The sequence below is a fragment of the Sphingopyxis italica genome (assembly GCF_011926545.1).
GTDB lineage: Bacteria > Pseudomonadota > Alphaproteobacteria > Sphingomonadales > Sphingomonadaceae > Sphingopyxis > Sphingopyxis italica.
Genome location: NZ_JAATIT010000002.1, coordinates 708,569 through 733,382, shown reverse-complemented (window position 1 = coordinate 733,382; position 24,814 = coordinate 708,569). Strand labels below are relative to the sequence as shown.

At 65.3% G+C, this 24,814-nt stretch carries 27 protein-coding genes; 10 read left to right on the top strand and 17 right to left on the bottom strand.

Annotated elements, in window-relative coordinates; all coding sequences use genetic code 11:
* Window positions 1–189 precede the first annotated feature (189 nt).
* Together GGR90_RS11235 and GGR90_RS11230 are read right to left on the bottom strand one after the other, a co-directional pair.
* Window positions 190–810: a hypothetical protein gene (locus GGR90_RS11235; protein ID WP_167921506.1), complete on the bottom strand. Its 621-nt coding sequence runs from the start codon at window positions 808–810 to the stop codon at window positions 190–192.
* Window positions 807–1,385: a tyrosine-type recombinase/integrase gene (locus GGR90_RS11230; protein ID WP_167921505.1), complete on the bottom strand. Its 579-nt coding sequence runs from the start codon at window positions 1,383–1,385 to the stop codon at window positions 807–809. Before GGR90_RS11230 ends, GGR90_RS11235 begins: the two co-directional genes overlap by 4 nt.
* A 532-nt stretch (window positions 1,386–1,917) precedes the next feature.
* Here GGR90_RS11230 and GGR90_RS11225 point away from each other — a divergent pair.
* Window positions 1,918–2,337, top strand: coding sequence for a Rap1a/Tai family immunity protein (locus GGR90_RS11225; RefSeq protein WP_167921504.1), 420 nt, complete (start codon window positions 1,918–1,920; stop codon window positions 2,335–2,337).
* Between the two features lie 50 nt (window positions 2,338–2,387).
* Here GGR90_RS11225 and GGR90_RS11220 read toward each other — a convergent pair whose 3' ends face one another.
* Window positions 2,388–2,891, bottom strand: a complete 504-nt coding sequence (locus tag GGR90_RS11220) for an FKBP-type peptidyl-prolyl cis-trans isomerase (RefSeq protein WP_167921503.1) — start codon at window positions 2,889–2,891, stop codon at window positions 2,388–2,390.
* Between the two features lie 209 nt (window positions 2,892–3,100).
* Here GGR90_RS11220 and GGR90_RS11215 point away from each other — a divergent pair, with 209 nt between their 5' ends.
* Window positions 3,101–3,274, top strand: a complete 174-nt coding sequence (locus tag GGR90_RS11215; protein ID WP_037557099.1) for a DUF1328 domain-containing protein — start codon at window positions 3,101–3,103, stop codon at window positions 3,272–3,274.
* A 143-nt stretch (window positions 3,275–3,417) separates the two neighbouring features.
* Here the strand turns inward: GGR90_RS11215 and GGR90_RS11210 are convergent, their stop codons facing one another.
* Window positions 3,418–5,235: a DUF885 domain-containing protein gene (locus GGR90_RS11210; RefSeq protein ID WP_167921502.1), complete on the bottom strand. Its 1,818-nt coding sequence runs from the start codon at window positions 5,233–5,235 to the stop codon at window positions 3,418–3,420.
* 214 nt (window positions 5,236–5,449) lie between these two features.
* On the opposite strand from GGR90_RS11210, the gene GGR90_RS11205 reads away from it, so the two are divergent.
* The 4 genes from GGR90_RS11205 (at window position 5,450) to GGR90_RS11190 (ending at window position 8,733) form a co-directional block, all read left to right on the top strand.
* A complete protein-coding gene (locus tag GGR90_RS11205) occupies window positions 5,450–5,680 on the top strand; it encodes a hypothetical protein (RefSeq protein ID WP_167921501.1) in 231 nt (76 codons plus the stop codon).
* 201 nt (window positions 5,681–5,881) lie between these two features.
* Complete coding sequence (locus GGR90_RS11200) at window positions 5,882–6,496, top strand: EF-hand domain-containing protein (protein WP_167921500.1); 615 nt, start codon at window positions 5,882–5,884, stop codon at window positions 6,494–6,496.
* Between the two features lie 135 nt (window positions 6,497–6,631).
* Window positions 6,632–7,366, top strand: coding sequence for a response regulator (locus GGR90_RS11195; protein ID WP_167921499.1), 735 nt, complete (start codon window positions 6,632–6,634; stop codon window positions 7,364–7,366).
* A complete protein-coding gene (locus tag GGR90_RS11190; protein WP_245198581.1) occupies window positions 7,363–8,733 on the top strand; it encodes an ATP-binding protein in 1,371 nt (456 codons plus the stop codon). Before GGR90_RS11195 ends, GGR90_RS11190 begins: the two co-directional genes overlap by 4 nt.
* Here the strand turns inward: GGR90_RS11190 and GGR90_RS11185 are convergent.
* The 7 genes from GGR90_RS11185 to GGR90_RS11155 all read right to left on the bottom strand — a co-directional run bounded on the left by GGR90_RS11185 (window position 8,724) and on the right by GGR90_RS11155 (window position 13,776).
* Window positions 8,724–9,527 carry an acyl-CoA thioesterase gene (locus tag GGR90_RS11185; RefSeq protein ID WP_167921498.1) on the bottom strand — a complete coding sequence of 268 codons (804 nt, stop codon included), beginning with the start codon at window positions 9,525–9,527 and terminating at the stop codon, window positions 8,724–8,726. The two genes, GGR90_RS11190 and GGR90_RS11185, sit on opposite strands and share 10 nt — an antisense overlap.
* 111 nt (window positions 9,528–9,638) lie before the next feature.
* Entirely contained in the window at window positions 9,639–10,811 is a 1,173-nt protein-coding gene (locus GGR90_RS11180) for a saccharopine dehydrogenase family protein (RefSeq protein ID WP_167921497.1), read from the bottom strand.
* A 71-nt stretch (window positions 10,812–10,882) separates the two neighbouring features.
* Window positions 10,883–11,395: a DoxX family protein gene (locus tag GGR90_RS11175; RefSeq protein WP_167921496.1), complete on the bottom strand. Its 513-nt coding sequence runs from the start codon at window positions 11,393–11,395 to the stop codon at window positions 10,883–10,885.
* A gap of 86 nt (window positions 11,396–11,481) precedes the next feature.
* Complete coding sequence (dcd, locus tag GGR90_RS11170; protein ID WP_137894259.1) at window positions 11,482–12,036, bottom strand: dCTP deaminase; 555 nt, start codon at window positions 12,034–12,036, stop codon at window positions 11,482–11,484.
* 38 nt (window positions 12,037–12,074) lie between these two features.
* Window positions 12,075–12,524, bottom strand: a complete 450-nt coding sequence (locus GGR90_RS11165) for a cytidine deaminase (protein ID WP_167921495.1) — start codon at window positions 12,522–12,524, stop codon at window positions 12,075–12,077.
* The gene (locus tag GGR90_RS11160) at window positions 12,521–13,276 is read right to left on the bottom strand and encodes a glycoside hydrolase family 25 protein (protein ID WP_167921494.1); all 756 of its coding nucleotides are present in this window, start codon (window positions 13,274–13,276) and stop codon (window positions 12,521–12,523) included. The genes GGR90_RS11165 and GGR90_RS11160 overlap by 4 nt, the downstream gene beginning before the upstream one ends.
* A gap of 2 nt (window positions 13,277–13,278) precedes the next feature.
* Entirely contained in the window at window positions 13,279–13,776 is a 498-nt protein-coding gene (locus GGR90_RS11155; protein WP_167921493.1) for a UPF0262 family protein, read from the bottom strand.
* A 235-nt stretch (window positions 13,777–14,011) separates the two neighbouring features.
* Here GGR90_RS11155 and GGR90_RS11150 point away from each other — a divergent pair, with 235 nt between their 5' ends.
* On the top strand, window positions 14,012–15,523 hold the full coding sequence (locus GGR90_RS11150) for a replicative DNA helicase (RefSeq protein ID WP_167921492.1): 1,512 nt from the start codon (window positions 14,012–14,014) through the stop codon (window positions 15,521–15,523).
* A gap of 125 nt (window positions 15,524–15,648) precedes the next feature.
* Here the strand turns inward: GGR90_RS11150 and GGR90_RS11145 are convergent, their stop codons facing one another.
* From GGR90_RS11145 to astD, 6 genes are all read right to left on the bottom strand, one after another.
* A complete protein-coding gene (locus tag GGR90_RS11145) occupies window positions 15,649–16,434 on the bottom strand; it encodes a phosphoadenylyl-sulfate reductase (protein WP_167921491.1) in 786 nt (261 codons plus the stop codon).
* A complete protein-coding gene (locus tag GGR90_RS11140; RefSeq protein WP_167921490.1) occupies window positions 16,427–16,849 on the bottom strand; it encodes a DUF934 domain-containing protein in 423 nt (140 codons plus the stop codon). The genes GGR90_RS11145 and GGR90_RS11140 overlap by 8 nt, the downstream gene beginning before the upstream one ends.
* Window positions 16,842–18,476 carry a nitrite/sulfite reductase gene (locus GGR90_RS11135; RefSeq protein ID WP_167921489.1) on the bottom strand — a complete coding sequence of 545 codons (1,635 nt, stop codon included), beginning with the start codon at window positions 18,474–18,476 and terminating at the stop codon, window positions 16,842–16,844. Before GGR90_RS11135 ends, GGR90_RS11140 begins: the two co-directional genes overlap by 8 nt.
* Window position 18,477: 1 nt before the next feature.
* Window positions 18,478–18,774 (bottom strand): DUF2849 domain-containing protein, encoded by a 297-nt coding sequence (locus tag GGR90_RS11130; RefSeq protein ID WP_167921488.1) that lies wholly within the window; start codon window positions 18,772–18,774, stop codon window positions 18,478–18,480.
* Window positions 18,762–19,559, bottom strand: coding sequence for a uroporphyrinogen-III C-methyltransferase (gene cobA / locus GGR90_RS11125; protein ID WP_167921487.1), 798 nt, complete (start codon window positions 19,557–19,559; stop codon window positions 18,762–18,764). The genes GGR90_RS11130 and cobA overlap by 13 nt, the downstream gene beginning before the upstream one ends.
* A 91-nt stretch (window positions 19,560–19,650) precedes the next feature.
* Window positions 19,651–21,096 (bottom strand): succinylglutamate-semialdehyde dehydrogenase, encoded by a 1,446-nt coding sequence (gene astD / locus GGR90_RS11120; RefSeq protein ID WP_167921486.1) that lies wholly within the window; start codon window positions 21,094–21,096, stop codon window positions 19,651–19,653.
* A gap of 143 nt (window positions 21,097–21,239) precedes the next feature.
* Here astD and GGR90_RS11115 point away from each other — a divergent pair, with 143 nt between their 5' ends.
* The 3 genes from GGR90_RS11115 to GGR90_RS11105 all read left to right on the top strand — a co-directional run bounded on the left by GGR90_RS11115 (window position 21,240) and on the right by GGR90_RS11105 (window position 24,787).
* Complete coding sequence (locus GGR90_RS11115) at window positions 21,240–22,130, top strand: alpha/beta fold hydrolase (protein ID WP_167921485.1); 891 nt, start codon at window positions 21,240–21,242, stop codon at window positions 22,128–22,130.
* Window positions 22,103–23,299 carry a glycosyltransferase gene (locus GGR90_RS11110; protein ID WP_167921484.1) on the top strand — a complete coding sequence of 399 codons (1,197 nt, stop codon included), beginning with the start codon at window positions 22,103–22,105 and terminating at the stop codon, window positions 23,297–23,299. The genes GGR90_RS11115 and GGR90_RS11110 overlap by 28 nt, the downstream gene beginning before the upstream one ends.
* An 84-nt stretch (window positions 23,300–23,383) precedes the next feature.
* Window positions 23,384–24,787, top strand: a complete 1,404-nt coding sequence (locus GGR90_RS11105; protein WP_167921483.1) for a nitronate monooxygenase — start codon at window positions 23,384–23,386, stop codon at window positions 24,785–24,787.
* Window positions 24,788–24,814 lie beyond the last annotated feature (27 nt).

The window sequence follows — 24,814 nt, the reverse complement described above, 5'->3', positions numbered from 1 at the left end:
CTGCTCTTCTGAAAACCTCGTCCGCTTCATCTGTCCGTCCTTCCTTCAAGGCCGGACTCTAATCACAGTTGGAGGAAAATCAGGGGGTCACGTCAGGGCGCACGCGCAATCATTCTCGGAATCCATAATCCGTACTCCTTCTTCTACGATTGTAAATTGTGGGGCTAACTCGGCGTTCGGTTGAGTTCGCTAGTCGGTTAGGCGTGCTGACAGCTTTGTGGGATTGTATGCAGCCATCCAGCCGGCTCGTTCATAGGTAGTGGAGTTCAGCAGCCCTTCGGCGCATGCTCGCCATAAAATGGTATCGATCGTTGCAACTCGATACCCAGTTTCGCGTGCCAGCCGTCGATACAGCCTATGTGTCGTCGTCTTATCGCGACGGGCAAGCCGCTCGAGGTGGACGTCGGGTTTTGCCACATCCGCGCCAAGGTTTTTGGCGAGATGGTAGCTGGTAATTGGGCCGATCCATGGCAGGCATTGCAAAAACGACACCGGCTCTGCCGCTATGAGGTAGGCAACGAAAAGCACTTCCCGATCTCGCCAGATTTGCTCGATTGCTTTGCTCTTTCCGGGATGACCGAAGACCCGTCGTACACGCTTGCCGAGATATAGTGCTATCATGCATCGCTTGTGGATTTCTTCGGCCACGCTGTTCTTCATCCCCGAATTGCAGATGACGTAAATTGCATGATCTGCAAATTCTTCGGGGCTGATGGTTACAGGCACGGCTTCGGACCAATCGATGTCTTCGGCAAAACCAGCGTCTCGCAAAAGCTTTTCCAGCCGAAGAAAGCGCTTGAGGGTTATCACAGCATTCGAATCAGCTTACGCTGTGCCTCCCGATCACCTTCGATATACCGTTCGGTGGTGGTTAGCGCACGGTGGCCAGCAAGTTCTTGGATGTCGCGAAGAGAGCCACCGACCTTTGCCAGCAGCCTTGCGGACTGAGTGATAAAAGTCCGACGACCAGAATGTGACGAGCACCCTTCAAATCCGAGTTTGCGGTACAGGGCGGTGAACCAGTTTACGATGCTCTTCGCAGACATATGACCTCCGCGCTGAGAGCGAACGACCGGACCTGTAGCGGGGCGTCCCTGCAAAACGCGCAAGCCGTTGAGAATAGTCTTAAGCTCGGGATGCATCGGGACCACTCTCCCGCGACCATTTTTGGCTATCGCCCCGCTAATGGCGAGTGCCGTGGAAACGTTTCCGTCAGGCCCGGTTACCATCTCCCAACTCAACCCCGCAATTTCGCAGGCTCGAAGTCCAGCCCTGAAGCTTAGTAAGACTATGCATTGATTTCGTTTAGCTGCGCCTCCTTGGCTGACGTACTCTAGCACGCGGCCAAACTCTCGAGGCGTCAGCACCTTTGCTGACGTTCCCATAATCCGCCTCTGTTATGATATGCGGCAAGCCGCCGCCGTTAACATATAGCAAACCATCGCCAGAAAGTCAAATTTGATATATTTATCAACAGTTTGATGTGATATCTATCACAGGCGATGGCACTAGAATGCAGGCGCACATTGTCTTCGGTTGTATATGATTTATCGTCGAGGATCGGTGCCGTTGAGTCATATTAAATCGGCACCGCCCTGACCATGTTAATGCGGCGAGCGGCTTCGATGGCCGCTGACGACCGCGGGCATTCGCTCTAATCCGCATTTTTTGGGGGTGTTAATGGGGGTATTTCTTCGACCACTGGGCGAGTAGTTGATTAATATCAATGAGATAGATGGTCATGTTGATTCCCGCGACCGCCGATGTTCGTGGCTCTTACAGACTCCCGAAACCCCGATCGTTTTTTGCGGTTCCGGCCGGCGCGATACCCGATCGAGGCAGGTTGTCGCATATCGTTAGGCCGGAGGACGGATAAGGTATAGAATGGCTGCGGGACCAAATCCCCGGGGAGGGCGGATGACGCGATGGGTTGCCTTGGCGCTGCTGGCGGCGATGATCCCGACTGGCAGCCCGGCCTTTCAGGCGCGCGAAAGCCTTGCGCGCGGGGGTTCCTATTTCGACCAATGCGTCGCGCGCGCGAAGGATTATAGCGCGTGCATCGGATATTTCATGGGCATGGCCGACGCGCCGGTGATGAACGCGGACAAATCCGCCGTCCAGGCCGTCTACTGCCTGCCCGCGGGCGCGTCCTATGAGCAGAACAGGGACGTGTTCCACACCTATCTTCGCGAGAATCCGCAGATCCGGAATGTGTCGACGCACATGCTGTTCCTGCTGGCGATGAACACGTCCTTCCCCTGCAAGGCCTCGCCTAGGCTGTGGGTGGATCCGGCCACCGGCGAAGTGTTCATGTCGGTGTCCAAACCGCAAGGATGACGGGACCGGACATCCGGTCATTTCCCCGCTCTGGCCCCCGCTGCTTCCCGTCAGCCGGCGGGGTCGATACCGAGCAGTTCGACCGTGAACAGCAGCGTCGCGCCGCCGGGGATCGGTCCCTTGCCGACGGGGCCGTATGCGAGCTGCCAAGGGATCGCGAATTCGACCTTGTCGCCGACGCCCATCAACTGGACGCCTTCCTGCCAGCCGTCGATCACGCGGTTGAGCGGAAAGGTCGCCGGTTCGCCGCGCGCGACCGAGCTATCGAACTCGCGGCCGTCGGCGAAGGTGCCGACATAATGGACGGTGACCTGATCGGTCGGGCCGGGGTGGGCGCCGCTGCCGTCGCCGGCGATGCGGCGCCAGCGCAGGCCGCTCGGCGTCACGCGCCAGCCGTCGGCGCCGTGGCGCTCGGCGAGCGCGGTCATCTGCCGGTTGAGATAGGCGGTGCCTTGCGTCGGTGCCGTGTCGGCGGGCTGGGCGCCGGCCGACGCCGGCACGAACAGGGCAGAGGCGGCCGCCGCGAGCAGCGGTCTGAGCGATGAAATGCGCATGAAAACTCCCCTCGATCGATGCCTGCATAAACCCATCGCGGGCACGATGCGCAAGAGGGTATCGCAAGGGCGCAGGAACTTTCGCGGTCGATCGACGTTTGGCTTTCGTACCAACATTCAGAGATTTGAAGCGCGGCGACCGGCCGTTTTCCTTCGAAAGCCATGCGCTTTCGACGTCGGCAGTGCGCGCAAATGCAAGGAGACGTCAGATGTTCAAATGGGCCTTGATCTTCGCCGTGATCGCGCTGATCGCCGCGGTGCTCGGTTTCGGCGGCGTCGCGGGCGCGGCGGCGGGTGTCGCCAAGATCCTGTTCTTCGTCGGCCTCGCGCTCGTCGTGTTGTTCCTGATCCTCGGGTCGGCCGCCGCGCGCAAGATAAGCTAAAAAATCCGGCGCGGCGGGAACCATCCGGGATCCGCCGCGTTTCACCTACCTGCTCAATCGAAAGAACGAGTGGAATTTGACTTCTGTCTTCGGACGAAGTCTAGGGAGCCCCGCCGTAGAAATACGACGGGGCTTACCTGTTTCTAGGCCGGGAAAGCCGCGAGGACGCGGCGTTCGAGCACCGCGAGCGGAACACGGCCCGCCCCCAGCACCACATCGTGGAAGCGCTTGATGTCATAGCCCGGCCGCTTCGACACCGCATCGCGCGCGCGGCTGATCGCGATCTGACCGACCTTGTACGAACAGGCCTGCCCCGGATAGACGATATAGCGGTCGATCTCGGTCCGCGATGCGGTCGGCGAGGTGGACGAATTTTCGACCATATAGTCGATCGCCTGCTCGCGGCTCCACCCCATCGAATGAAGTCCGGTGTCGACGACGAGGCGCGATGCGCGAAAGGCATAGGAGGCGAGATAGCCGATCTTGCCGAGCGGATCGTCGTCATACATGCCAAGCTCGTCGGCGACCTGTTCGGCATAAAGGCCCCAGCCTTCGCCATAGGCGGTGACCGATGCCGCCTGGCGATAGAGCGGCAGCTCGCTGTCCTCGAATTTCAGCGCCCCTTCGAACAAATGCCCCGGCGCGCCTTCGTGATAAGCGAGGGTGGGGAGGGTATAGCGCGGCCATTCGGCGGTATCGCGCAGGTTGATGAAGAAGATACCGGGGCGCGAGCCGTCGGGGGTGCCCGCCTGCGCCGACCCGCCCGGCGCGCCGATCTCGATCTCGGGCGGGACGCGGCGGATTTCATAGGGCGCCTTGGGCATACGGCTGAACACTTGCGGCAGTCGGTCGCGCACCTTGACGAGCAGGCCGTTCAGATAGGCGAGCATTTCGGCGCGACCGGTGTCGTTATTGGCGAACAACTGCCCCTCGGCCTTGCTAAGCGCGTTCAGCCGGTCGCGAAGGCTGCCCTTCGTGTAGCCTTGCGCTTTCAGCAGCACGTCCATCCGCGAGGTGAGGTCGGCGACCTGTTCGCGGCCGATGCGGTGGATTTCGGCGGCGGCGAGGCTGGTCGTCGTATGCTGCGCGAGCGTGGCGGCATAATAGGCCTCGCCATCGGGCAGGCGCGCGACGCCGGCGTCGGTGCCGGCGCGGGAAAGCAGCGCGGTCAGCGCGTCGATCTGGCGCGTGAGCGCGGCGCGGATAGGCCCTGCGAAGACCGCTGCGGCGCGCTCGCCATAACCCGAAAGACCGATGGCGGTGCTGCGCTTGGCGATCGAGGCGACGAGCGTCTTGCCCGCGACGTCCCCGTCACGCAGCCGGCCAAGCTGTTGCAGCGCCTGATCGAGGATGAAGCGCGGCGCGACGACGCCCATCGCCGCATTCGCCTCGACGATCGCGGTGTCGGCGTCGAACAGCGCCGGGATCGCCTGGAGCCGCACCATATAGGCGTCGGCGTCGGCTTTCGTCGCGACGGGATGCTGGCTGTCGAGGAAGGTGCTGACCCCGGTGTAGAAGCCGCCGAGCTGGGTCACGCCATAGGGGCCGGGCCGGTGCCCGAAACCGCCGGTGTGATAAGTGAAGCGCGCGAGCCGCTGGCGCGTGACGAGGTCGAATTCGGCGCTGTCGTGCGCGATCCGCGCCGCATCGCCGAGGGTGTCGGAATCGATCGCGCGGACCGCGGCGAGATCGCGGTCGATCTGGCGCGCGCGTGCGGCGCGTGCGGCGGGCGACCAGTCGGGGAACTTGGCGCGCAGCGCGGCGCGGGCGCCGGTGTCGATGCCGAGCGAGGTCGCACGCGTCGGCTCGTCGCGCAGCCCCTGTTCGAACTGCGCGGAGAGCAGCGCGTCGAGCCGTGCGTCGGCGCTTGCTTCGGCGGCGGCGGGGCGGGCGATGCCGGCGACGGCAAGGCCGCCCATTGCGGCAAGGATGGTCCGTCGATCGGGCGCCGTGTCGGTCATGCGATTCTCCCTCCTGTTTGTGCCGCGCGACCCTAGGGATGCCGCGCCGTCGCCGCAACATGCTGGCGCCGCTGTGAAACTTTCCGTGCTGCGATCGGGCAGCGGCCGGTCGATCCGTCCCACTTCCGCGATGAAGCGCCTTGGAACGCGGATCGATGACCGTCACCCGTTCGTTTGTTGGGCGGTAGGGACATGTCCAGCGACGGAGAATGAAATGAGCATATTCAAGAAGACGGCAATATCTTTTGCGGCCCTGTCGGTCGTTGCGGCCCCGGTTGCGGCGTCGGCCGCGTCCAGCGCCCCGCGCGCTGCGTCCGCCACTGCGGGCGCGAACGAGCTTGAGGGCAATTCGAGCTGGATCATCGGGCTTGTCGGCCTGCTGGTCGGCGTCGGCGCGATCATCCTCGTCGCCGACAAGGACGACGATTCGCCCGTCAGTCCCTGACGAATGAAGCAATGGCCGGGGCCGGCCGCGCCTGGAAGCGCGGCCGGCCCCGGCGCTTGCGCCCCCATGAACGGTGCAGCCTTTCTGCGACATTTTGCGACATTTTTTCGCTCATACGGCACTGGGCTGGGACAAATCGCGGCTAAAACGCCTTCATCGGGACCGGCTCTCCCCCGCAAGGTCCCCGAAGGAGTTCGATATATGAACAAGAAAATCCCACTTTTGACGCTGGGTGCGGCGTTGATCGCCGTGCCCGTCCTCGCCGCCCCCGGCGGCGACCGCAACGCTACGCAGACCCGTGCCGAGGTGCAGACCAGGGCCGCGGAAATGTTTGCCAGGATGGATGTCAATCAGGACGGCAAGCTCGACACCGCCGACCGCGCGGCCAAGCACGCCGAGCGGCAGGCGAAGATGTTCGCGCGCCTCGACGCCGACGGCAATGGCAGCATCAGCAAGGCCGAATGGGACCAGCATGGCGCCGACCGTGCAGCCAAACGCGCCGACCGCGCGGCCAAGCGTGCCGAGCGCGGCGAAAAGCGCGCGGCGGCGGACGAAGCCGGCCAAGGCAAGCGCCACGCGATGCGCGGCCATCACGGCAAGCGCGGCGGCCATCATGCCATGCGGATGATGGGCAAGGCCGACACCGACGGCGACAAGGCGATCAGCCAGGCCGAGTTCCAGACCGCCGCGCTCGCCCGCTTCGACGCCGCCGACGCGAACAAGGACGGTCAGGTGACCGCCGAGGAACGCAAGGCGCAGCGCGGCGCATGGCGCGCCAAGCGCGGCGCGGCTCCGGCCGCTCCCGCCGGCGAATAAGCCATTTGGCAGGGGCTTTTTCGGTAACGACAGGCCATCCCCCCTCCCGGCATTGCCTTTGCCGCCGGTCCCTGCCAGCTATCGCCCACCGTTCCCCACGGACCGGTGGGCGAACTAGCACCAAATGAGAGCCGCATGACCGATAGCGATACGCCGCGCATCCTGCTGATCGACGACGAACCGTCGATCCGTGAGCCGCTCGCCGAATATCTGAGCGCGCAGGGCTTTACCGTCGTCGATGCCACCAGCGCCGCCGAGGCGCGTTCGGTGCTGCGCGCGCAGACCGTCGATCTGGTCGTTAGCGACATTATGATGCCCGGCGAGGATGGATTGTCGCTGACCCGCCATTTGCGTGAGACGAGCGGCATTCCCGTCATCCTGCTGACCGCGCGCGCCGAGGATACCGAACGCATCGTCGGGCTGGAGATCGGCGCCGACGATTATGTCGTCAAACCGTTCAACCCGCGCGAGCTGGTCGCGCGCATCCGCACCGTGCTGCGCCGGACGCAGGCGGGCGGGCGGGCGCTCGATCCCGGCGGAACATATTATGCCTTTGGCGACTGGGTGCTGCGCGAGGTCGAACGCGTGTTGGTCGATGGCGAGGGCAATGAGGTTGCGCTGTCGTCGGGCGAATATCATCTGCTCCATGCGCTGGTCCGCCACCCGCGGCAGGTGATGAGCCGCGACCGGCTGCTCGATCTTGTCCGCGGGCGCGAGGCGGACATCTTCGACCGCGCGATCGACAATCTGGTCAGCCGGCTGCGCAAGAAGATCGAGGTCGACGCCGCGCATCCGCAGCTCGTCAAGACCGTGTGGGGCGGGGGCTATACGCTCGCGTGCGAAGTCAAGCGCATGGGTCCCGCCGCATGAAATTCCGCCTGTGGCCGAAAAGCCTTGTCGGCCAGCTCGTCTTTGCGGTCGCGATGATGCTGTTCGTCGCGCAGGCGATCAACTTCGCATTGCTGGTGCGCGGACAGAAACAGCAATTTCTGGCGCATGGCGGCGGGATGGCGGTCGCGCGGATCATCGACGCCGTCGAGCGCGACCGCCGCGGCGACTTCCGGACGCGCCGCGGCGACGGCGATGACGAGCGGCGCGGCCGGGAGCGCGGCCGCAAGCAGGTGATTTCCGATACGCCGATTCCGGTGCCCGCCGGCGCGAAGCCGATGCCCGACCTTGCCGACTATGTCTCGGGCCTGCTGCACGATGCCGATGTGCGGGTCGAGGCGGTCGACGCCTGGGCCTTGCCCGTCCGGCCGCGCGCGCAGCGCGCCAATTTTCCGCGCCGGTCCGATTATCCGGGCAGGATCGTCGTCGTCTCGGCAAAGATTGATGGCCGCTATGTCGCGGCCCGCAGCCGGATCCAGATCGGCGGCGACCGGTTGCAGGGCTTTCTGCTGTGGCAGACGCTGTCGCTTTACCTCCTCCTCCTCGTCCCGATCATGCTGATTGCATGGCGCGCCGCGCGGCCCTTGCGCGACCTGACGCGCGCGGCCCGCACCAACCCGGCGCTGCGCGACGCCACGCCGCTCGAAGAGGAGGGGCCGTCGGACATGCGCGACCTCATCGCCGCCTTCAACGCCTATCGGGCGCGGATCGCGACGATGCTGTCCGACAAGGACCGGATGCTCGGCGCCGTCGGGCACGACCTGCGCACCCCGCTCGCTAGCCTGCGCGTGCGTGTCGAGCAGGTCGAGGACGACGCGCTGCGCGACAAGATGATCGCGAGCATCGAGGAAATGACCGCGATGCTGAGCGACATATTGGCGCTGGCGCGCTCGGGGGCGGGAACCGAAGCGCAGGAGCGCATCCCGCTTCGCGAACTGATCGGCGAACTGGCGGCGGACTATCAGGAGCGCGGGCAGGATGTCGCGATCGCCGGTGTTGCCGATGTGGCGGTGCTGGCGCGGCCGATGCTGCTCAAGCGCGCCTTGCGCAATCTGGCCGACAATGCCGTGGCCTATGGCGTGCGGGCGCGCCTGTCGGTGGGCGTCGAAGAAGGGACGGTGCGGATAGCGGTGTCCGACGACGGCCCCGGGCTGACCGAGGAACAGATTCGCACGCTGATCGAGCCCTTCGCGCGCGGCGAACAGTCGCGCAATCGCGCCACCGGCGGTGCCGGGCTGGGCCTGTCGATCGCGCGCGACATCGCGGAGGGCGAGGGCGGATCGCTGACCTTGTCCAATCGCCCTGACGGCGGGCTCGACGCGGTGATCGCGTTGCCGGTTCAGGCGTAGATCGCGATCGCCTGACTGCCGCTGAGGACCGGCTGCCCGGCGCGGTTCCACAGCATCATGTCCTGCACCGACAGGCCGTGGCGGGCATAGCCGGTCTTTGCCGACAGCAGCCACCAGCCGTCATCGGTCGCGGGCGTGCCGGTCAGCATGTTCACCGTCCAGTTCATCGAACTGATCGGTCCGAACTGGCTGAACAGCGCCATCGCGGCGGGAGGCAGCGCGTCACCCATCGCGAGCAGCGCGACCGCGGGATGGCATCGGGGCTCCTCGACGAAGCGGACCCAGGTCAGATATTCGCCGACGTCGCTCTTCCAGCCGAAGCGCGGGCCCGTGGTCGGCCGCATATCGAAATGGCGCGTGAAAGACGGGCGCGCGTGATGCTCGGGCACCGGCGCCAGCGTGTCGGGATCGGGCGCATCGGGCATCGCCAGCCGATCATGGTCGACATGGCTCGCCCGGTCGCCCGAGAAAGCAAAGACCGCGGCGGTGCCGAACCCCTGATCGCTCGAAACCCCGGCGTCGATGAACAGCGAGGATTTCGATTGGCGCAGCACGCGCGTTTCGACCGTGCAGTCGCCGCCGACCGGACCGACGAAGCTGATCTGCGCATAACGCAGCGGCGTCTCGGTCGGATGCAGCGCCATCGTGCCGGCGAGCGCGATCGCCGAGCTGATCCCGCCATAGGCGGTGCGGCCCTGCATCCAGCCTTCGTCGATATGCGCCTTGGCCCTGCCGTCGTCGACGTGGAGGGTGGAGAGAAGGGTGTCGAGGGCGGAGGGAGAACCGGAAGTCATAATGTCATTTCACCATAAAGCCCGCTTGCCCTGAGCTGGTCGAAGGGCCGCTCTTCTCTTGAAGGAGAGAAGAACGGTGCTTCGACAAGCTCAGCACGAACGGAACAGGAATTAGTCCTCGATCTGGAACGTCAGCCCGGCGTTCGCGGTCAACCGTGCGACCAACGCATCGCCGAGCAGCGCGCCCGGCGTCCACACGCCGCCCGCGCCCTTGGTTTCGAGCAGCGCCATGCCCGTTTCGGCGAGCATCTTCGATGTCGAGCCATAGCCCGGGTCGCGGTCGCCCTGGACGCTCGCGCGCACCGTGGTGCCGTCGGGATATTCGCCGATGAACAGGATGTCGTAGAAGCCCTTCTCGCGCTCTTCCTTGCTCGGGCCTTCGCCGGGCTTGAGCGTCGACTCGCCGAACGGGTTCGCCTTCGCCATCGCTTCGGCCATCGCCTTTCCGGCGTCGCCAATCGTCGTCATCACCATCTCGTCATAGACCAGATCCGCGCCCCATTTGTGTCCGAGCAGGAAATTGGTGCGGTGGACATTCTTGGTGTTGATCGGCGCCATCACGAAGGGCGCGGTCCAGGTGCCGGTCGCGCCGTCATATTCGGGGATCAGCCCGGTCGGCTGCGAGGGCCCCTCGAAGCCCGGCGTCAGCGCGAAGCTGGATTTGAGCAGCAGCGCGAGCGACGGCTTTTTGGCGATCGCTTTCAGCGTTTCGGTCAGGCTCGCGATCGTGCCGCCCGATGCGCCGCCGGCCATCTTGCGGACGCGGCCCTTGACGCGCGGCGCGGGCTTGCCGTGGCGTTTGATGGCCTCGGCTTGCAGGAAATGGACGCCGAGGTCGAACGGGATGCTGTCAAAACCGCAACTGAACGTGATGCGCGCGCCCGACGCCTTCGCGGCGGCCTCATACTCGTCGATCATCTCGCGCATCCAGCCGGGTTCGCCGCAAAGGTCGGCATAGGCGGTGCCAGCGCGAACGCAGGCGGCGACAAGTTCGCTGCCGTAAAGCTGGTAGGGGCCAACGGTCGTGAGCACGACCTTCGTGCTTTGCGCCAGCTTGTCGAGGCTCGCGGGGTCGCTGGCGTCGGCGACGATCAGCGGCGTTTCGGGGCTCGCGCCGATAAGGCCGCGAACTTCGGCCAGCTTGTCAAGGCTGCGCCCCGCCATCGCCCATTTGGGAGCGTCCTTGCGGCCCTTGTAATGGTGCGCGAGATATTCGGCGACGAGACGGCCGGTAAAACCGGTCGCGCCATAGACGATGATGTCGAACTCGCGGGTCGCCGCCATGGCTGTCCTCCCTTTACGTAAACGTTAAGTGGAGGCTAGCGCAGGCGGCGAGGCTTGCCAAGCGCGAAGCGTCAGCGGCGCCAGAACGGTCGCTTCTCGACCACAACCGGCGCCCCGGCCACCTCCGCCCGGCCTTCGGCGCGTGCGGCGCGCAGTTCGGCGTCGGTCGCGTGCTCCTGTGCCCGGTGCGTCGCCAGTTCCTCGCGCCGCCGTGCGCGCAGCGCGTCATAGCTCCAGCGCGTATTGCCATAGCCGAAAAGGCAGAGCAGCCCGCCCGCGATCGCCAGATTCTTCATCGCCGCCGTCGCCTGCACCGGATCGGTGAACTCGCGGTGGAAAAAGAGGATGGTGAGGAGGACGAAGGCCGCGAGCAGGATCGACACCAGCCGAACCCCGATGCCGAGCGCGATGCAGATGCCCGCGATCAGTTCGAAAAGGCCGGTCGGGATTGCGAGCCCGCCGGGAAGGCCCACCGCTGAAATCATCGCATTGGTGTCGTTGACGTGGATCAGCTTGTTGACCCCCGACACGATGAAAATCACGGCGATGAACAGGCGGCCGAAAAAGACGGCGATCATGGACATGGGTTGGATCCTCCAAACAATGCCCCGTCCGCTTGTGCGGGTAGGACGCTTGGGGAAGACAAGAGGTTCCGCCGTCCGGCGGCTCGTCACAGCTTGGGCAGCGTGACGCCCTTTTGCCCCATATATTTGCCCGCGCGGTCGGCGTAGCTCGTCTCGCACGGCTCGTTGCCCTGCAGGAACAGGAACTGGCACGCGCCCTCATTGGCATAGATTTTGGCGGGCAGGGGAGTGGTGTTCGAAAATTCGAGCGTCACATGGCCTTCCCAGCCGGGCTCGAGCGGGGTGACGTTCACGATGATGCCGCAGCGCGCATAGGTCGATTTGCCGAGGCAGATGACGAGTATGTCGCGCGGGATGCGGAAATATTCGACCGTGCGGGCGAGCGCGAAGCTGTTCGGCGGGATGATGCAGACGTCGGTTTCGCGGTCGACGAAATTCTTGGGATCGAATTCCTTGGGATCGACCGTGGTCGAATCGATGTTGGTGAAGATCTTGAATTCGGGCGCAACGCGCGCGTCATAGCCGTAGGAAGAGAGGCCATAGCTGATGCAGCCGTCGCGGCGTTGCGCCTCGACGAACGGTTCGATCATGCCCTGCGTCCGGGCGGCTTCGCGAATCCAGCGGTCGGAAAGAATGGCCATGGTGTCTCTTGTCGGTCCTGTGGGGGTTGCGCAAGCGGTCAGTCGATGAGGCCGAGATCCTTCGGACCAAAGGCTGCGGGAAGCAGTTCGCTGAGCTTGTAAGACTTCACCGCGCTACCGTCGCCCGAGGCGCAATGGACAAGGATGTCGGTCTTCGACCGCTCGGCGGCTTCGTTGAGGATCTGGCGGCAGCGACCGCAGGGATTGACCGGATCGCTGCCGGTGAGTGCGTCGCCGTCGGGGCGGCCGCCGACGATCGCGACTTCGGCAAGCTCGCCGATCCAACCTTCGTTGGCGATCTTGGCCACCGCGGCGGTTTCGGCGCAGAGGGTGAGGCCGTAGCTGGCATTTTCGACATTGGCGCCGGTCACCACATCGCCGTTCTTGAGCAGCAAGGCCGCGCCGACATGAAAGCCAGAATAGGGCGCATAAGCCCGGCTTGCGGCGTCGCGCGCGGCTTCGATCAGCGCATCACGGGTCTCGGTCATCGCATCTCTCCTCGCGGGCGCAGCACGTTCCAGCCGACGGTGCCTCTGGCGCCCGACAGGCGCACATAGTCGTTCGCCTGCCACATCGCCCAGGGGTGCGCGCCATAATCGGGCTCGAAGAAATCGCGGCGCAACCAGGTCGTGCGCGCGATCCCCCGCGTCACCTTGTAATCGCTCTCGAACGCCGGGCCGGGCGCGATCAGGCTTTGCTTGCCCATATGCGCCTCGATCTGCGCCAGAAAGGTGGCGAGTTCGGACAGGAGCAGCGCGCGTGTCGGCCGGTCGGGGCAGCGGTCGTCATAGTCGAGCCAGACCACGGCGGGCAGCATATCGGCGCGGCGCGGCACATGGCGGATGAAATTGGCGGCCTGGTCGGTCGCGAGCTGGCAGAGGCTGTAGCGGTGGATCGCGCCCGCCTGCACCCCCGCCTCGCGCGCTTCGGTCATGTTGCGGGAGAATTTGGGGTCGATGCCGCTCGACCCGTCGGTCGCCGCGATATAGGCGAACTCGGCGCCTGCGGCCTTGATCGAGCCCCAATGGACGTCGCCGTTGCCGGCGTCGATCGTCACCCCCTGCGTCGGATAGAGGGCGCGGTCGGGTGTCCAGCGGGCCGCCCACCACAGCGCGAGGCCCGCGGCGAGGAGCAGCAGCACGATGGCGGCGCCGATCCGGCGCAGCGCGCGTGCAATCGCCGCGCGCCATGCGGCTGCGGTCTTCGTGACCTTTCCGCCCCTGATTGCCCCCGTCGCCATCCCTAGCCCTTGATATGCAGCACGCAGATCAGCGTAAACAGCCGCCGCGCGGTATCGAAATCGACCGCGATCTTGCCGTCGAGCCGGTCCATCAGCATTTCGGCCGCCTCATTGTGCAGCCCGCGCCGCGCCATGTCGACGGTCTCGATCTGCTGCGCGGTCGATGTCTTGATCGCCTGATAATAGCTGTCGCAAATCGCGAAATAGTCGCGGATCGGGCGGCGGAAGCGCCCGAGGCCAAGGATGATCGCTTCGAGCGGAGAGCCATCTTCGCGTGCGATTTCAAAGATCAAACGTCCTTCCTCGACACGCAACATGAGCCGATAGGGACCGGCATAGCCGTCGGGGTGGCCGCGTTGCGGCACGAACTTGTTGTCCTCGATCAGGTCGAAGATCGCGACGCGCCGTTCCTGCTCGACATCGGGATTGCGCCAGACGATCGACCCCTCGTCGAGTTCGACCGAAATGATCCGCTGTGTCGAAGGGTCTGCGTCGCTCATGCCGTCCGTGCTTCTACTTGGCCACGCACGAAGGGCAAGGGCGTAAGGCGCTCCCGTTTCCGCTCGTGTCGAGCGAAGTCGAGACACCCATCGAGATCATGCCCAGCCCGAGGGGCATCTCGACTTCGCTCGATGCGAACGGATTTGGGAATTATCCCCAGAGGGGTCCACGATGCTGATGACCGGCACATCCAAGCCGGTTGCGCCTATTGCGCGAGCGGCGCATGATGCAGCCATGCCCGAACTAGCCCTGATTCCCACCCCGGCCAACACCGGGGATGAGCGCCAATTACCCCGTAATATCGAGGCTGAGGCCGCGTTTCTCGGCGCGATCCTGATCGACAACCGAGTCGTCGAGGATTTGCCGGTGGCGCTCAATCCCGAGCATTTCTTCGAGCCGCTCCACGGCCGCATCTTTCAACAGACGATGGCGCTGATCGAGCGCAACAGCATCGCGACCCCGGTGACGCTCAAGCCCTATTTCGAGGCCGACGAGGCGATGAAGGCGGTCGGCGGCGTCGGTTACCTCGCGCAGCTCACCGGCAGCGGTGCGGGCCTGATCGGCGCGCGCGATTTCGCGCGGCAGATTTTCGACCTCGCGCTGCTCCGCGAACTCGCGGGCGTCGGCCGCTCGCTCGTCGATAATGCGCTCGACACGAGCGAACGCGTCGATCCGCAGGCGCAGATCGAGGAGGCCGAAACCGCACTTTACCGGGTCGCGGGCGGCGAGGCCGAGATGGGGTCGGTCAAGAGCTTCAGCCAGGCGAGCCTCACCGCACTGCAAGCCGCCGAACGTGCGCTCAACTCGGGTGGCCATCTGTCGGGGATCACCACCGGCATCGGCAGCATGAACGCCAAGATCGGCGGTATGCACAATTCGGACTTGATGATCCTCGCCGGACGTCCGGGCATGGGCAAGACCTCGCTTGCGACCAACATCGCCTATAACGCCGCCGAGCGTTTCCGCCGCGACGAAGACGACGGCATTCCGCCCGAGAAGAATATGGGCGCCAAGGTCGCCTTCTTCAGCCTCGAAATGTCCGCCGACCAGCTCGCGACGCGCGTGCTCGCCGAACAATCGGGGGTGTCGGGCGAGGCGCTACGCATGGGCAAGATCAGCAAGGAGCAGTTCCAGCAGCTGAGCCGCGCGGCGCAGACGCTCCAGACGCTGCCGCTGTTCATCGACGACACGCCGGGCCTGACGATCGCGGGCCTGCGCACCCGCGCGCGGCGGCTCCAGCGGCGCCACGGCATCGGCTTCGTCATCGTCGACTATCTTCAACTCCTTCAGGGGTCGTCGAAGAGCGGCGACAACCGCGTGCAGGAAATTTCAGAAATTTCGCGTGGTTTGAAGACGCTGGCCAAGGAACTTCATGTGCCGGTGATGGCACTGTCGCAGCTCAGCCGTGCGGTCGAAAGCCGCGAAGACAAGCGCCCGCAGCTGTCCGATCTTCGCGAATCGGGCTCGATCGAGCAGGACGCCGACATGGTGCTCTTCGTGTTCCGCGAGGATTATTACGTCGCCGCGCGCGAGCCCAAGCGCCCGATCGAGGGCGACGATGTCAAGATCCACGCGCAGCACGAGGAATGGGCCGCCGAAATGGAGCGCGTCTTCGGGCTTGCCGAAGTCATCGTCGCCAAATCGCGTCACGGTTCGACCGGCAAGGTGCGCCTGCACTTCGAGGCGAAGACGACCAAGTTCAGCGACCTCGCCGACGACAGCATGGCGTTCGAGGATTATGAGTAGGGCTTAAAGTCCAACTTCAAATCCGTTCGTGCTGAGCTTGTCGAAGCACCGTCCTTCTTCTTGCGGCCCCAACAGAAAATGCCGCCCTTCGACAAGCTCAGGGCGAATGGCTTTCGGGCAGCTCGTCAGAACGCCGGATCGTTCGCCGGATCGTCGTCGATCGGGGTCACTTCGGTGTGGATGCCGCATTCGGTCTTGTCCCAGCCGCGCCAGCGGCCCGAGCGGGGGTCTTCGCCCGGCTTGACCTTCGACGTGCAGGGCGAGCAGCCGATCGAGGGATAGCCCTCGGCTTCGAGCGGATGGCGCGGCAGGTCGTGCTCGGCGAAATAGGCGTCGAGCATTTCGCGCGTCCAGTTGGCGAGCGGGTTGAATTTCAAACGGCCGGTGGTCCCGTCGAGCTCGAAACGCGCGAGGCCCTGCCGCGTCGACGACTGAAAGCCCTTGCGCCCCGTGATCGACGTGTCGAAGTCGGTCAGCGCCTTTTCGAGCGGCTTGACCTTGCGGATTTCACAGCAGCCGTCGGGATCGTACGACCAGCGCAGCTCGGTCGCGTCCTTCTTCGCCAGTTCCTCGGCGTCGGGCGCCAGGTTGACGATGTTAAGCCCCAACTTCGCCGCGAGAGTGTCGCGATAGGCCAAAGTTTCGGGGAAATGCTTGCCGGTATCGAGGAACAGCACGGGCATGTCGGGTGCGGCGCGGCTGACGAGGTGCAGCAGCACCGCGCTTTCGGCACCGAAGCTCGACACGATCGCGCTTTCGCCGAGAAGCCCGGCGCCGATCACGCTCGTCACCACCTCCGCGGCATCCTGGCCGCGGAAGAGGTTGTTGAGGCGGATGACGTCGGCCTGCGTGAATCGCGGCGCGACGTCGATCCGGTCGCGGGTGCGGGGAGAGGTCTTCACGTCAGCCATGCCTCAGCTTCCAGATCGGCACCGCCGCGTCGGTCGCGTCCTGATAGACGTTGCTGTAGCGGTTCAGCGCCGCCTCGACATCGGCGGGGTTGAGCGAATGCTGCGACGAGAAGCTGTCGAAGCCGCAGCGCCGCATGAAGAAGAGAAGGTCGATCAGCACATCGCCCTCGGCGCGCAGCTCTCCCTCATAGCCGGCCTCGCGCAGGATGCGCGCGCTCGAAAAGCCGCGCCCGTCGCGAAAGCGCGGGAAGGAGATTTCTATGAGCTGCAGCCGGCCCAGAAAGGGGATCAGCCGCCGCGCATCCTCGCCCGCCTCGAGCCGCACCGCGGTCGCGTCGGGTTGTTCGAGAAAGGCGTCGAGAGTGACCGCCGGCTCTTCGTGCGGCTGGTCGTCGCGGTAACGGAAATTAGCCATAGATGGCCTCCTTGAAAGGGTCGAGGCCGACGCGGCGATAGGTGTCGAGGAAACGTTCGCCGGGCTCGCGGAGCTCGCGATAGCGTTCGACGGTGCGTTCGACCGCATCGACGATCCCGGCTTCGTCGAAGCCCGGGCCGGTGATCTTGGCCTGTGAGGTGTCTTCGGCACCCGAGCCGCCGAGCAGCAGCTGATAGTTTTCGGTGCCTTTGCGATCGACGCCGAGGATACCGATCTGGCCGGCATGATGGTGGCCGCAGGCGTTGATGCAGCCCGAGATCTTGATCTTGAGCTCGCCGATGTCGAGCTGGCGCTCCATGTCCGCGAAACGCTCCGAAATCTTCTGCGCCAGCGGGATCGAGCGCGCATTGGCGAGGGTGCAATAGTCGAGCCCGGGGCAGGCGATGATGTCGGTGATCAGGTCGAGGTTCGCATCGGCAAGCTCCGCGGCGTCGAGCGCCTGCCACACCGCATAAAGGTCGGCCTTGCGGACATGCGGCAGGACAAGATTCTGCGCATGCGTCGCGCGGATTTCGTCGAAGCTGTAGCGTTCGGCGAGGTCGGCGACGATATCCATCTGGTCCGCTGAGATGTCGCCCGCGATGCCGCCGATCGGCTTCAGGCTGATGTTCGCGATCGCATATCCCGGCGCCTTGTGCTCTGCGACCTGCCGGTCGACCCACAAGGCGAAGTCGGGATCGCTGCGGTCGATTTCGTCCGAAAGCCCGGCCTCGAACGGCGGCGGGGTGAAATATTCCGCGATGCGGTCATATTCGGCCTGCGGGAAATCGGTGCCGAGCGCGAGGAAGGTCTGGAATTCCTCCTCCACCTGGCGGCGGAATTCCTCTTCGCCGAGTTCGTGGACGAGGATTTTCATCCGCTGCTTGTGGATATTGTCGCGCCGGGCGTGGAGGTTCCACACGCGCAGGATCGCCTGCAAATAGGAGAAGATCTGCTGCGCGGGCAGGAAGTCGCGGATCTTGTACGCGATGAACGGCGTGCGCCCCATGCCGCCGCCGGCATAGACTTCAAAGCCTTCTTCGCCCGCCTCGTTCCGCACGATGCGCAGCGCGCAGTCGTGCCAGCGCAGCGCCGCGCGATCCTCGGCAGCCGAGATCACCGCGATCTTGAACTTGCGCGGCAAATAGCTGAATTCGGGGTGGAAGGTCGTCGCCTGACGGATCAGCTCGGCCCACGGACGCGGATCGCAAATCTCGTCGGCGGCGGCGCCGGCATATTGGTCGGCCGAGATGTTGCGGATGCTTTCGCCGCTGGTCTGGATCGCGTGCATTTCGACCGTCGCCAACTCGGCGAGGATGTCGGGTGCTTCCTCGAGCTTGATCCAGTTGTACTGGATATTCTGGCGCGTGGTGAAATGGCCGTAGCCGCGGTCATATTTGCGCGCGATGTCGGCGAGCTTGCGCATCTGCAGCGAATTGAACGTGCCATAGGGAATGGCGACGCGCAGCATATAGGCGTGGAGCTGGAGATAGAGGCCGTTCTTCAGCCTGAGCGGCTTGAACTGGTCGTCGTTGATGTCGCCCGCGATGCGGCGGCGCACCTGGTCGCGAAATTCCTCGACGCGCGCATCGACCATGCCCTGGTCGTACTTGTCATATTGGTACATGTCAGATCACCCAGTCGCCGGCCGTCGGATCGGCGGGTTTCAATGTGAGGTCGGGGCGCACGGTCGGGCCGAGCGCGCGGATGCGGTCCTTGATATGCGCGGGACGCGGGCCTTCGGGGGTCGCCTCGGCATCGACGATATAGCCGCCGTTGACCCGCCGCGCGCCGTCCTCGGCCGCGAGCACGGCTTCGCCATGCTCGCCGACGTCGGCGGCTTCCTCGACGTGGAGCGACCAGTCGCGGCCGGTCCACCAGATGACAGCTCCCGATTTCAGGTCGTTGCCGGTCAAGATTCGCATGCAATATCCTTCAAACTATTGGCGACGCCGGGCGCGCCGAGGCAGTCGAGCGCGTCGGCGCGCGCCGCGACCTTGCCGACGATGATCAGCGCCGGGCTCGCGACCTTCTCGCGCGCGACGAGGTCGCCGAGATCGGTGAGCAGCGTGCGGAGCACACGGGCATCCTTGGTCGTGCCGCGCTCGACGACCGCGACGGGCAGGCCGGGCGAAACGCCGTCGGCGATCAGCTTGTCGGCGATGGCGGGCGCGGTCGCGAGGCCCATGTAGATCACCAGCGTGCGGCCGTGACCGGCGAGCCCCGACCAGTCCTGATCGGTCAGATCCTTGCACTGGCCGGCGACGAAGCTCACCGCGCTCGCATCTTCGCGGTGGGTGAGGGGGAGGCCCGCTTGCGCGGCACAGCCCGCCGCCGCGGTGATGCCAGGGACGACCTCCACCGCGACGCCGGACTTGCGCGCCGCGTCGAGTTCCTCGCCGCCGCGGCCGAAAATGAAGGGATCGCCGCCCTTGAGACGCACGACCTGCTTGCCGGCGAGCGTCTCGCGGACGAGCAGTTCGTTGATCATTTCCTGCTTCATCGTGTGGCGACTGCGCTGCTTGGCGACGCTGATCCGCTCGACATGCGCCGGGATCAGCGCGAGCACGCCTTCTCCGACGAGCCCGTCATGGACGACGAGGTCGGCGCTTTCGAGCAGCCGCGCGGCGCGCAGCGTCAACAGGTCGGGATCGCCGGGACCGGCGCCGACGAGCCAGAGCTTGCCCGCAGGAGGGAGAGTCTTTGCCATGCAGGATAGATGATCGCGCGGGCCGCGATTGGCAAAGCAGGCTTTATTGACGGTGGTGAAGGTAAAATTGGGCCGGTTGCGAACTCATTCGTCAGAGATATTTCTTCGTCACCAGCTGCGATCCCTCGGGATCGCGCAAGCCCACGCCGATCGAGGCGCGCATCGCGTCGCTTTCCGAACTCGCCACCGGATAGGCGCAATAGTCGGCGGCGTAGAAGGCGCTCGGGCGGTGATTGCCCGACAGGCCGATACCGCCGAAGGGGGCGGCGGACGAGGCGCCGTTGGTCGGCCGGTTCCAGTTGATCACCCCCGCGCGGGCATTGGCCCAGAATTGGTCGTAAAGCTGCGGCGTGCCGCCGATCAGCGACGCCGACAGGCCGAAAGCGGTGTTGTTCGCCTCGGCGATCGCCGCCTCGAATGTCTCGACGCGAATGACCTGCAACAGCGGGCCGAACAGCTCGATGTCGGGGCGCTCGGGCATCGCGGTGACGTCGATGATGCCGGGCGTCAGGAAGGGACGACCGGCGATCGGCCGCGCCATATGGCGGATCACCTTGCCGCCGTTCGACATCAGGATCAGAAAGCTTTCGGTCAGCCCATCGGCCGCCTCATTGTCGATCACCGGCCCCATATAGGGCGCGGGATCGGCGTGCGGATGATCGACGATCAGCCGGTTCGCCAGATCGCACACTTCCTCGATCAGCCGGTCGGCCAGCGTGTCGCGGACGATCAGCCGCCGGGCGTTGCTGCACCTTTGCCCGGCGCTCAGGAAAGCCGATTGGACGACGAGGATCGCCGCGGTGCGGATGTCGGCGGTGTCCCACACGACGATCGGATTGTTGCCGCCCATTTCGAGCGCGAGCATCTTGCCCGGCTGGCCCGCGAACTGGCGGTTGAGGGCAAGCCCGGTGCGCGCCGAGCCGGTGAAGAGCAGCCCGTCGATGCCGTCATGGCCCGCGAGCGCCTTGCCCGTATCGGGGCCGCCGACGACGAGGCGCAGAACCTCTTGCGGCACGCCCGCGCTGTGAAAGAGCTCGACGAGCTTCGCGCCGACCGCGGGCGTTTTCTCCGATGGTTTGAAGACGACCGCATTGCCCGCGATCAGCGCCGGGACGATATGGCCGTTCGGCAAATGCGCCGGAAAATTATACGGGCCAAGCACGGCGACGGCGCCATGCGGCTTGTGTCGCACCGCGTTGCGCAGCCCCATCGCGCCCTCGATGCGGCGGTTGGCGGTGCGCTCGGCATAGGCCTTGACCGAAATATCGACCTTGTTCGCGACCGATTCGACCTCGGTGCGCGCTTCCCAGAGCGGTTTTCCGGTCTCGCGCGCGATCAGGTCGGCGAGCGCCTCGCCCTCGGCCTTCACCCGGTCGGCGAAGCGGCGCAGCGTTTCGGTGCGGAAGGTGACGGGCTTTGCCGCCCATTCGGGCCAGGCGCGGCGGGCGATCTCGACCTCGGCATCGACGTCGCTGACCGGCCCGCGCCACAGTTCTTCGCCGGTTGCGGGTTGGAAGGAAATCAAAGGATCGCTCATGGTCGCCCGCGTCTTATCGGCGAAAGCGGGCAGGGGCAACCTGCGCGGCGACGGATCGCTTGCGCCGCGCGGCGCGGTTGGCGATAGACGCGAACGAGTCCCGTGCAGGGGACGCAAGAGACGAAGCAAGGGGACGTGCCATATTGGCTCAGCAGGACAGCCGCGACTGGTCGGACCAATATTGGTGGTCGCCCGACGGCGTCCGGCTGCACGCGCGCGTCTATGCCGGCCCCGAAGGCAGCGAGGACCTGCCGCCGATATTGTGCATGCCCGGACTCGCGCGCAATGCCCGCGATTTCGAAGCGCTGGCGCCGCATGTGGCGCAATATCGCAAGGTCATCGTCATCGAATTTCGCGGGCGGGGCGAGAGCGCCTATGCCAAGGACCCGATGACCTATGTCCCGCTGACCTATGTGCAGGATGTGGTCGCGCTGCTCGATGAGCTGAAGATCGAACGGTTCGCGGCGATCGGCACCTCGCTCGGCGGGCTGGTTGCGATGCTGATGGCGGCGACGCTGCCCGGGCGGCTCGCCGGCGCGGTGCTCAACGATGTCGGCCCCGAACTCGAGACCGCGGGGCTTGAACGCATCCGCGACTATATCGGCGCGGGCGGCAGCCAGCCGACCTGGATTCACGCCGCGCGCGCCTTTGCCGACCTCAACCGCGCGGTCTATCCGGCCTATGACATCCGCGACTGGCTGCGGCTGACCAAGCGCACGCACAGGCTGACGCCCGAGGGGCGCATCGTCACCGATTATGACAAGCAGATCGCGGCGCCGCTGCGCGTTCCGAACGGCGGCGACGCGGGCGTCGACCTGTGGCCCGCCTATCGCGCGTTGGCGGGCGTTCCGCTGCTGATCCTGCGCGGCGAGCTGTCGGACATATTGGCGCGCCGGGCGGGCGCGAAGATGGCGGCCGAATTGCCGGGCGCGCGGCTGGTCGAGGTGCCGGGTGTGGGCCATGCCCCGACGATGGACGAGCCCGAAGCGCGCGCGGCGATCGACGCATGGGCGATGGAGCTTCCGCAAGCGTGAGCGCCGACAAGCCCGAGACGCCTTGGCCGATCCGCATCCTGCACCTGCATTCGAGCTTTTCGCTCGGCGGCAAGGAGGCGCGCGCGGTCCGGCTGATGAATCTGATGGAGGGGCGCGCGCATCACACGATCCTGTCGGCGATGCCGGGCGCGCTCGGCGCGCGCGATGCGATCGATCCGGGGATTGTCGTCGATTTTCCAAAGGACGCGCCGCCGCTGCACGGCAAGCCGTCGTTTGGCCGCTACCGCGATCTTGTGCGCTACATACGGAATTTCGACCTGGTGCTCAGCTATAATTGGGGCGCGATGGACGGCGTGATGGCGCACCGCCTGTTTTCGCGCGCCTATCGCCTGCCGCCGCTGATCCATCACGAGGACGGCTTTAACGAGGACGAAAGCGTCCGGCGCAACTGGAAACGCAACGCCTTCCGCCGCCTCGCGCTTCCGGCGGCCGAGGCGCTCGTCGTGCCGTCGGCGCTGCTGGAGCGTATCGCGCGCGGCGAATGGGGCGCCCGCGACCATGTGGCGATGATCCGCAACGGGATCGACACGGCAGCCTATGAAGCCCCGCCGTTGGTCGCGATTCCGGGGCTGGAACGCCGTCCGGGCGAGGTGGTGATCGGCACCGTCGCCGGACTGCGCAAGGTCAAGGATTTGCCGCGCCTCGTGCGCGCGGTGGCGGCGTTGCCCGCGAACGTCCGGCTGGCGATCGTGGGCGAGGGCCCCGAACATGCGGCCATCGCCGCCGAGGCCGCGGCGTGCGGCATGGCGGGCCGTCTCGTCATGCCCGGCTTCATGGCGCAGCCCGCGCGCTGGATCGGCCATTTCGACCTGCTCGCGCTCTCATCGCTCAGCGAACAGGCGCCGATCGCGGTGATCGAGGCGATGGCGGCGGGGTTGCCCGTCGTCAGTCCAGCGGTCGGCGACGTGGCCGCGATGGTTTCGGACTTGAACCGCCCCTATGTCGCGGCGGACGAGGCGGGATTTCGCGCTGGACTGGCGCGGATGTCGGAAAATGCGGTGTTGCGCGCCGAGGTCGGCACGGCGAACCGCCGCGTCGCCACCGAACGGTTCGACGAATCTACCATGGTCGGCGCCTATGAAAAGCTCTATGCTCGGGCGCTTGGAGGCTATGGGCCGTTCGGCGGTGGCTGGGTCGGCTGCGATTGACAACGGGGTCCGATTTCCGCTTACGCAAGCGGCAAAGGGGGCTGGTTCGCGCTCGCGAACCGGCGGAGAGAGAGAAGGTTTAGAGTGTTCAAAGGTTTGAAGCCCATCCTTTACGGCGGGCGTGAAGTCTGGCCGCTGGTCGAAGGCGGCAAGGGCGTGTCGGCGACCAATCATATGTCGAGCGGCGCGTGGGCCGCGGCGGGCGGCATCGGCACCGTTTCGGCGGTCAATGCCGACAGTTATGACGCCGAAGGCAAGATCATCCCGCAAATCTATCACGCGCTGACGCGCAAGGAACGCCACGAGGAACTGATCCAGTATGGCATCGAGGGGGCGGTCGCACAGGTCGAGCGCGCTTATGACGTGTCGGGCGGCAAGGGCGCGATCAACATCAACGTGCTCTGGGAAATGGGCGGCGCGCAGCAGATACTCGAAGGCGTACTCGAACGGACCAAGGGCCTCGTCGCGGGCGTGACCTGCGGCGCGGGCATGCCGTATAAATTGAGCGAGATCGCGGCGCGGCACAACGTCCTGTATCTGCCGATCATCAGCTCGGCGCGTGCCTTTCGCGCGCTGTGGAAGCGCGCTTACAGCAAGGTCCCGCATCTGCTGGGCGCCGTTGTCTATGAGGATCCCTGGCTGGCTGGCGGGCATAATGGCCTGTCGAACGCCGAAGACCCGCTGGTGCCGCAGGACCCCTATCCGCGCGTCGCCGCGGTGCGCGAAACGATGCGCGCCGAGGGGATCGCGGACGATGTGCCGATCGTGATGGCGGGCGGCGTCTGGTATCTGCGCGACTGGGAAAACTGGATCGACAATCCCGAGCTCGGCCAGATCGTCTTCCAGTACGGCACGCGGCCGCTGCTGACCGAGGAAAGCCCGATCCCGCAGCAGTGGAAGGACCGTTTGCGCACGCTCGACGACGGCGATGTGCTGCTCCACCGTTTCTCGCCGACCGGTTTCTATTCGAGCGCGGTTCGCACGCCCTTTTTGCGCGATCTCGAAGCGCGCTCGGAGCGTCAGATTCCTTACTCGAAGCAGGAAGCGGGCGACCATATCGTCCAGCTCGACGTCGGGGTGAAGGGCAAGAATTTCTGGGTCACGCCCCACGACCGTGCGCGCGCGCGCGACTGGTTCGCCGAAGGCTATACCGAGGCGCTGAAGACCCCCGACAATACGGTGGTGTTCGTGACCGAAGCCGACAAGGCGATGATCCGCAAGGACCAGACCGACTGCATGGGCTGCCTGTCGCATTGCGGCTTTTCGTCGTGGAAGGACCATGACGATTACACCACCGGCTATCTCGCCGACCCGCGCAGTTTCTGCATCCAGAAAACGCTGCAGGACATCGCGCACGGCGGCGACGTCGAGCAGAATCTGATGTTCGCGGGCCACGCCGCGTTCAACTTCAAGACCGATCCCTTTTATTCGAACAACTTCACCCCGACGGTGAAGCAGCTCGTCGACCGGATCCTGACGGGGGATTAGAGAACATATCGCCCCCGCGAAGGCGGG

Bases quoted from the DNA above. Each gene is read 5' to 3' on its own strand.
- GGR90_RS11230 (WP_167921505.1), bottom strand. From the start codon at position 1,385: ATGGGAACGTCAGCAAAGGTGCTGACGCCTCGAGAGTTTGGCCGCGTG.
- GGR90_RS11225 (WP_167921504.1), top strand. From the start codon at position 1,918: ATGACGCGATGGGTTGCCTTGGCGCTGCTGGCGGCGATGATCCCGACT.
- GGR90_RS11220 (WP_167921503.1), bottom strand. From the start codon at position 2,891: ATGCGCATTTCATCGCTCAGACCGCTGCTCGCGGCGGCCGCCTCTGCC.
- GGR90_RS11215 (WP_037557099.1), top strand. From the start codon at position 3,101: ATGTTCAAATGGGCCTTGATCTTCGCCGTGATCGCGCTGATCGCCGCG.
- GGR90_RS11210 (WP_167921502.1), bottom strand. From the start codon at position 5,235: ATGACCGACACGGCGCCCGATCGACGGACCATCCTTGCCGCAATGGGC.
- GGR90_RS11205 (WP_167921501.1), top strand. From the start codon at position 5,450: ATGAGCATATTCAAGAAGACGGCAATATCTTTTGCGGCCCTGTCGGTC.
- GGR90_RS11200 (WP_167921500.1), top strand. From the start codon at position 5,882: ATGAACAAGAAAATCCCACTTTTGACGCTGGGTGCGGCGTTGATCGCC.
- GGR90_RS11195 (WP_167921499.1), top strand. From the start codon at position 6,632: ATGACCGATAGCGATACGCCGCGCATCCTGCTGATCGACGACGAACCG.
- GGR90_RS11190 (WP_245198581.1), top strand. From the start codon at position 7,363: ATGAAATTCCGCCTGTGGCCGAAAAGCCTTGTCGGCCAGCTCGTCTTT.
- GGR90_RS11185 (WP_167921498.1), bottom strand. From the start codon at position 9,527: ATGACTTCCGGTTCTCCCTCCGCCCTCGACACCCTTCTCTCCACCCTC.
- GGR90_RS11180 (WP_167921497.1), bottom strand. From the start codon at position 10,811: ATGGCGGCGACCCGCGAGTTCGACATCATCGTCTATGGCGCGACCGGT.
- GGR90_RS11175 (WP_167921496.1), bottom strand. From the start codon at position 11,395: ATGTCCATGATCGCCGTCTTTTTCGGCCGCCTGTTCATCGCCGTGATT.
- dcd (WP_137894259.1), bottom strand. From the start codon at position 12,036: ATGGCCATTCTTTCCGACCGCTGGATTCGCGAAGCCGCCCGGACGCAG.
- GGR90_RS11165 (WP_167921495.1), bottom strand. From the start codon at position 12,524: ATGACCGAGACCCGTGATGCGCTGATCGAAGCCGCGCGCGACGCCGCA.
- GGR90_RS11160 (WP_167921494.1), bottom strand. From the start codon at position 13,276: ATGGCGACGGGGGCAATCAGGGGCGGAAAGGTCACGAAGACCGCAGCC.
- GGR90_RS11155 (WP_167921493.1), bottom strand. From the start codon at position 13,776: ATGAGCGACGCAGACCCTTCGACACAGCGGATCATTTCGGTCGAACTC.
- GGR90_RS11150 (WP_167921492.1), top strand. From the start codon at position 14,012: ATGCCCGAACTAGCCCTGATTCCCACCCCGGCCAACACCGGGGATGAG.
- GGR90_RS11145 (WP_167921491.1), bottom strand. From the start codon at position 16,434: ATGGCTGACGTGAAGACCTCTCCCCGCACCCGCGACCGGATCGACGTC.
- GGR90_RS11140 (WP_167921490.1), bottom strand. From the start codon at position 16,849: ATGGCTAATTTCCGTTACCGCGACGACCAGCCGCACGAAGAGCCGGCG.
- GGR90_RS11135 (WP_167921489.1), bottom strand. From the start codon at position 18,476: ATGTACCAATATGACAAGTACGACCAGGGCATGGTCGATGCGCGCGTC.
- GGR90_RS11130 (WP_167921488.1), bottom strand. From the start codon at position 18,774: ATGCGAATCTTGACCGGCAACGACCTGAAATCGGGAGCTGTCATCTGG.
- cobA (WP_167921487.1), bottom strand. From the start codon at position 19,559: ATGGCAAAGACTCTCCCTCCTGCGGGCAAGCTCTGGCTCGTCGGCGCC.
- astD (WP_167921486.1), bottom strand. From the start codon at position 21,096: ATGAGCGATCCTTTGATTTCCTTCCAACCCGCAACCGGCGAAGAACTG.
- GGR90_RS11110 (WP_167921484.1), top strand. From the start codon at position 22,103: ATGGGCGATGGAGCTTCCGCAAGCGTGAGCGCCGACAAGCCCGAGACG.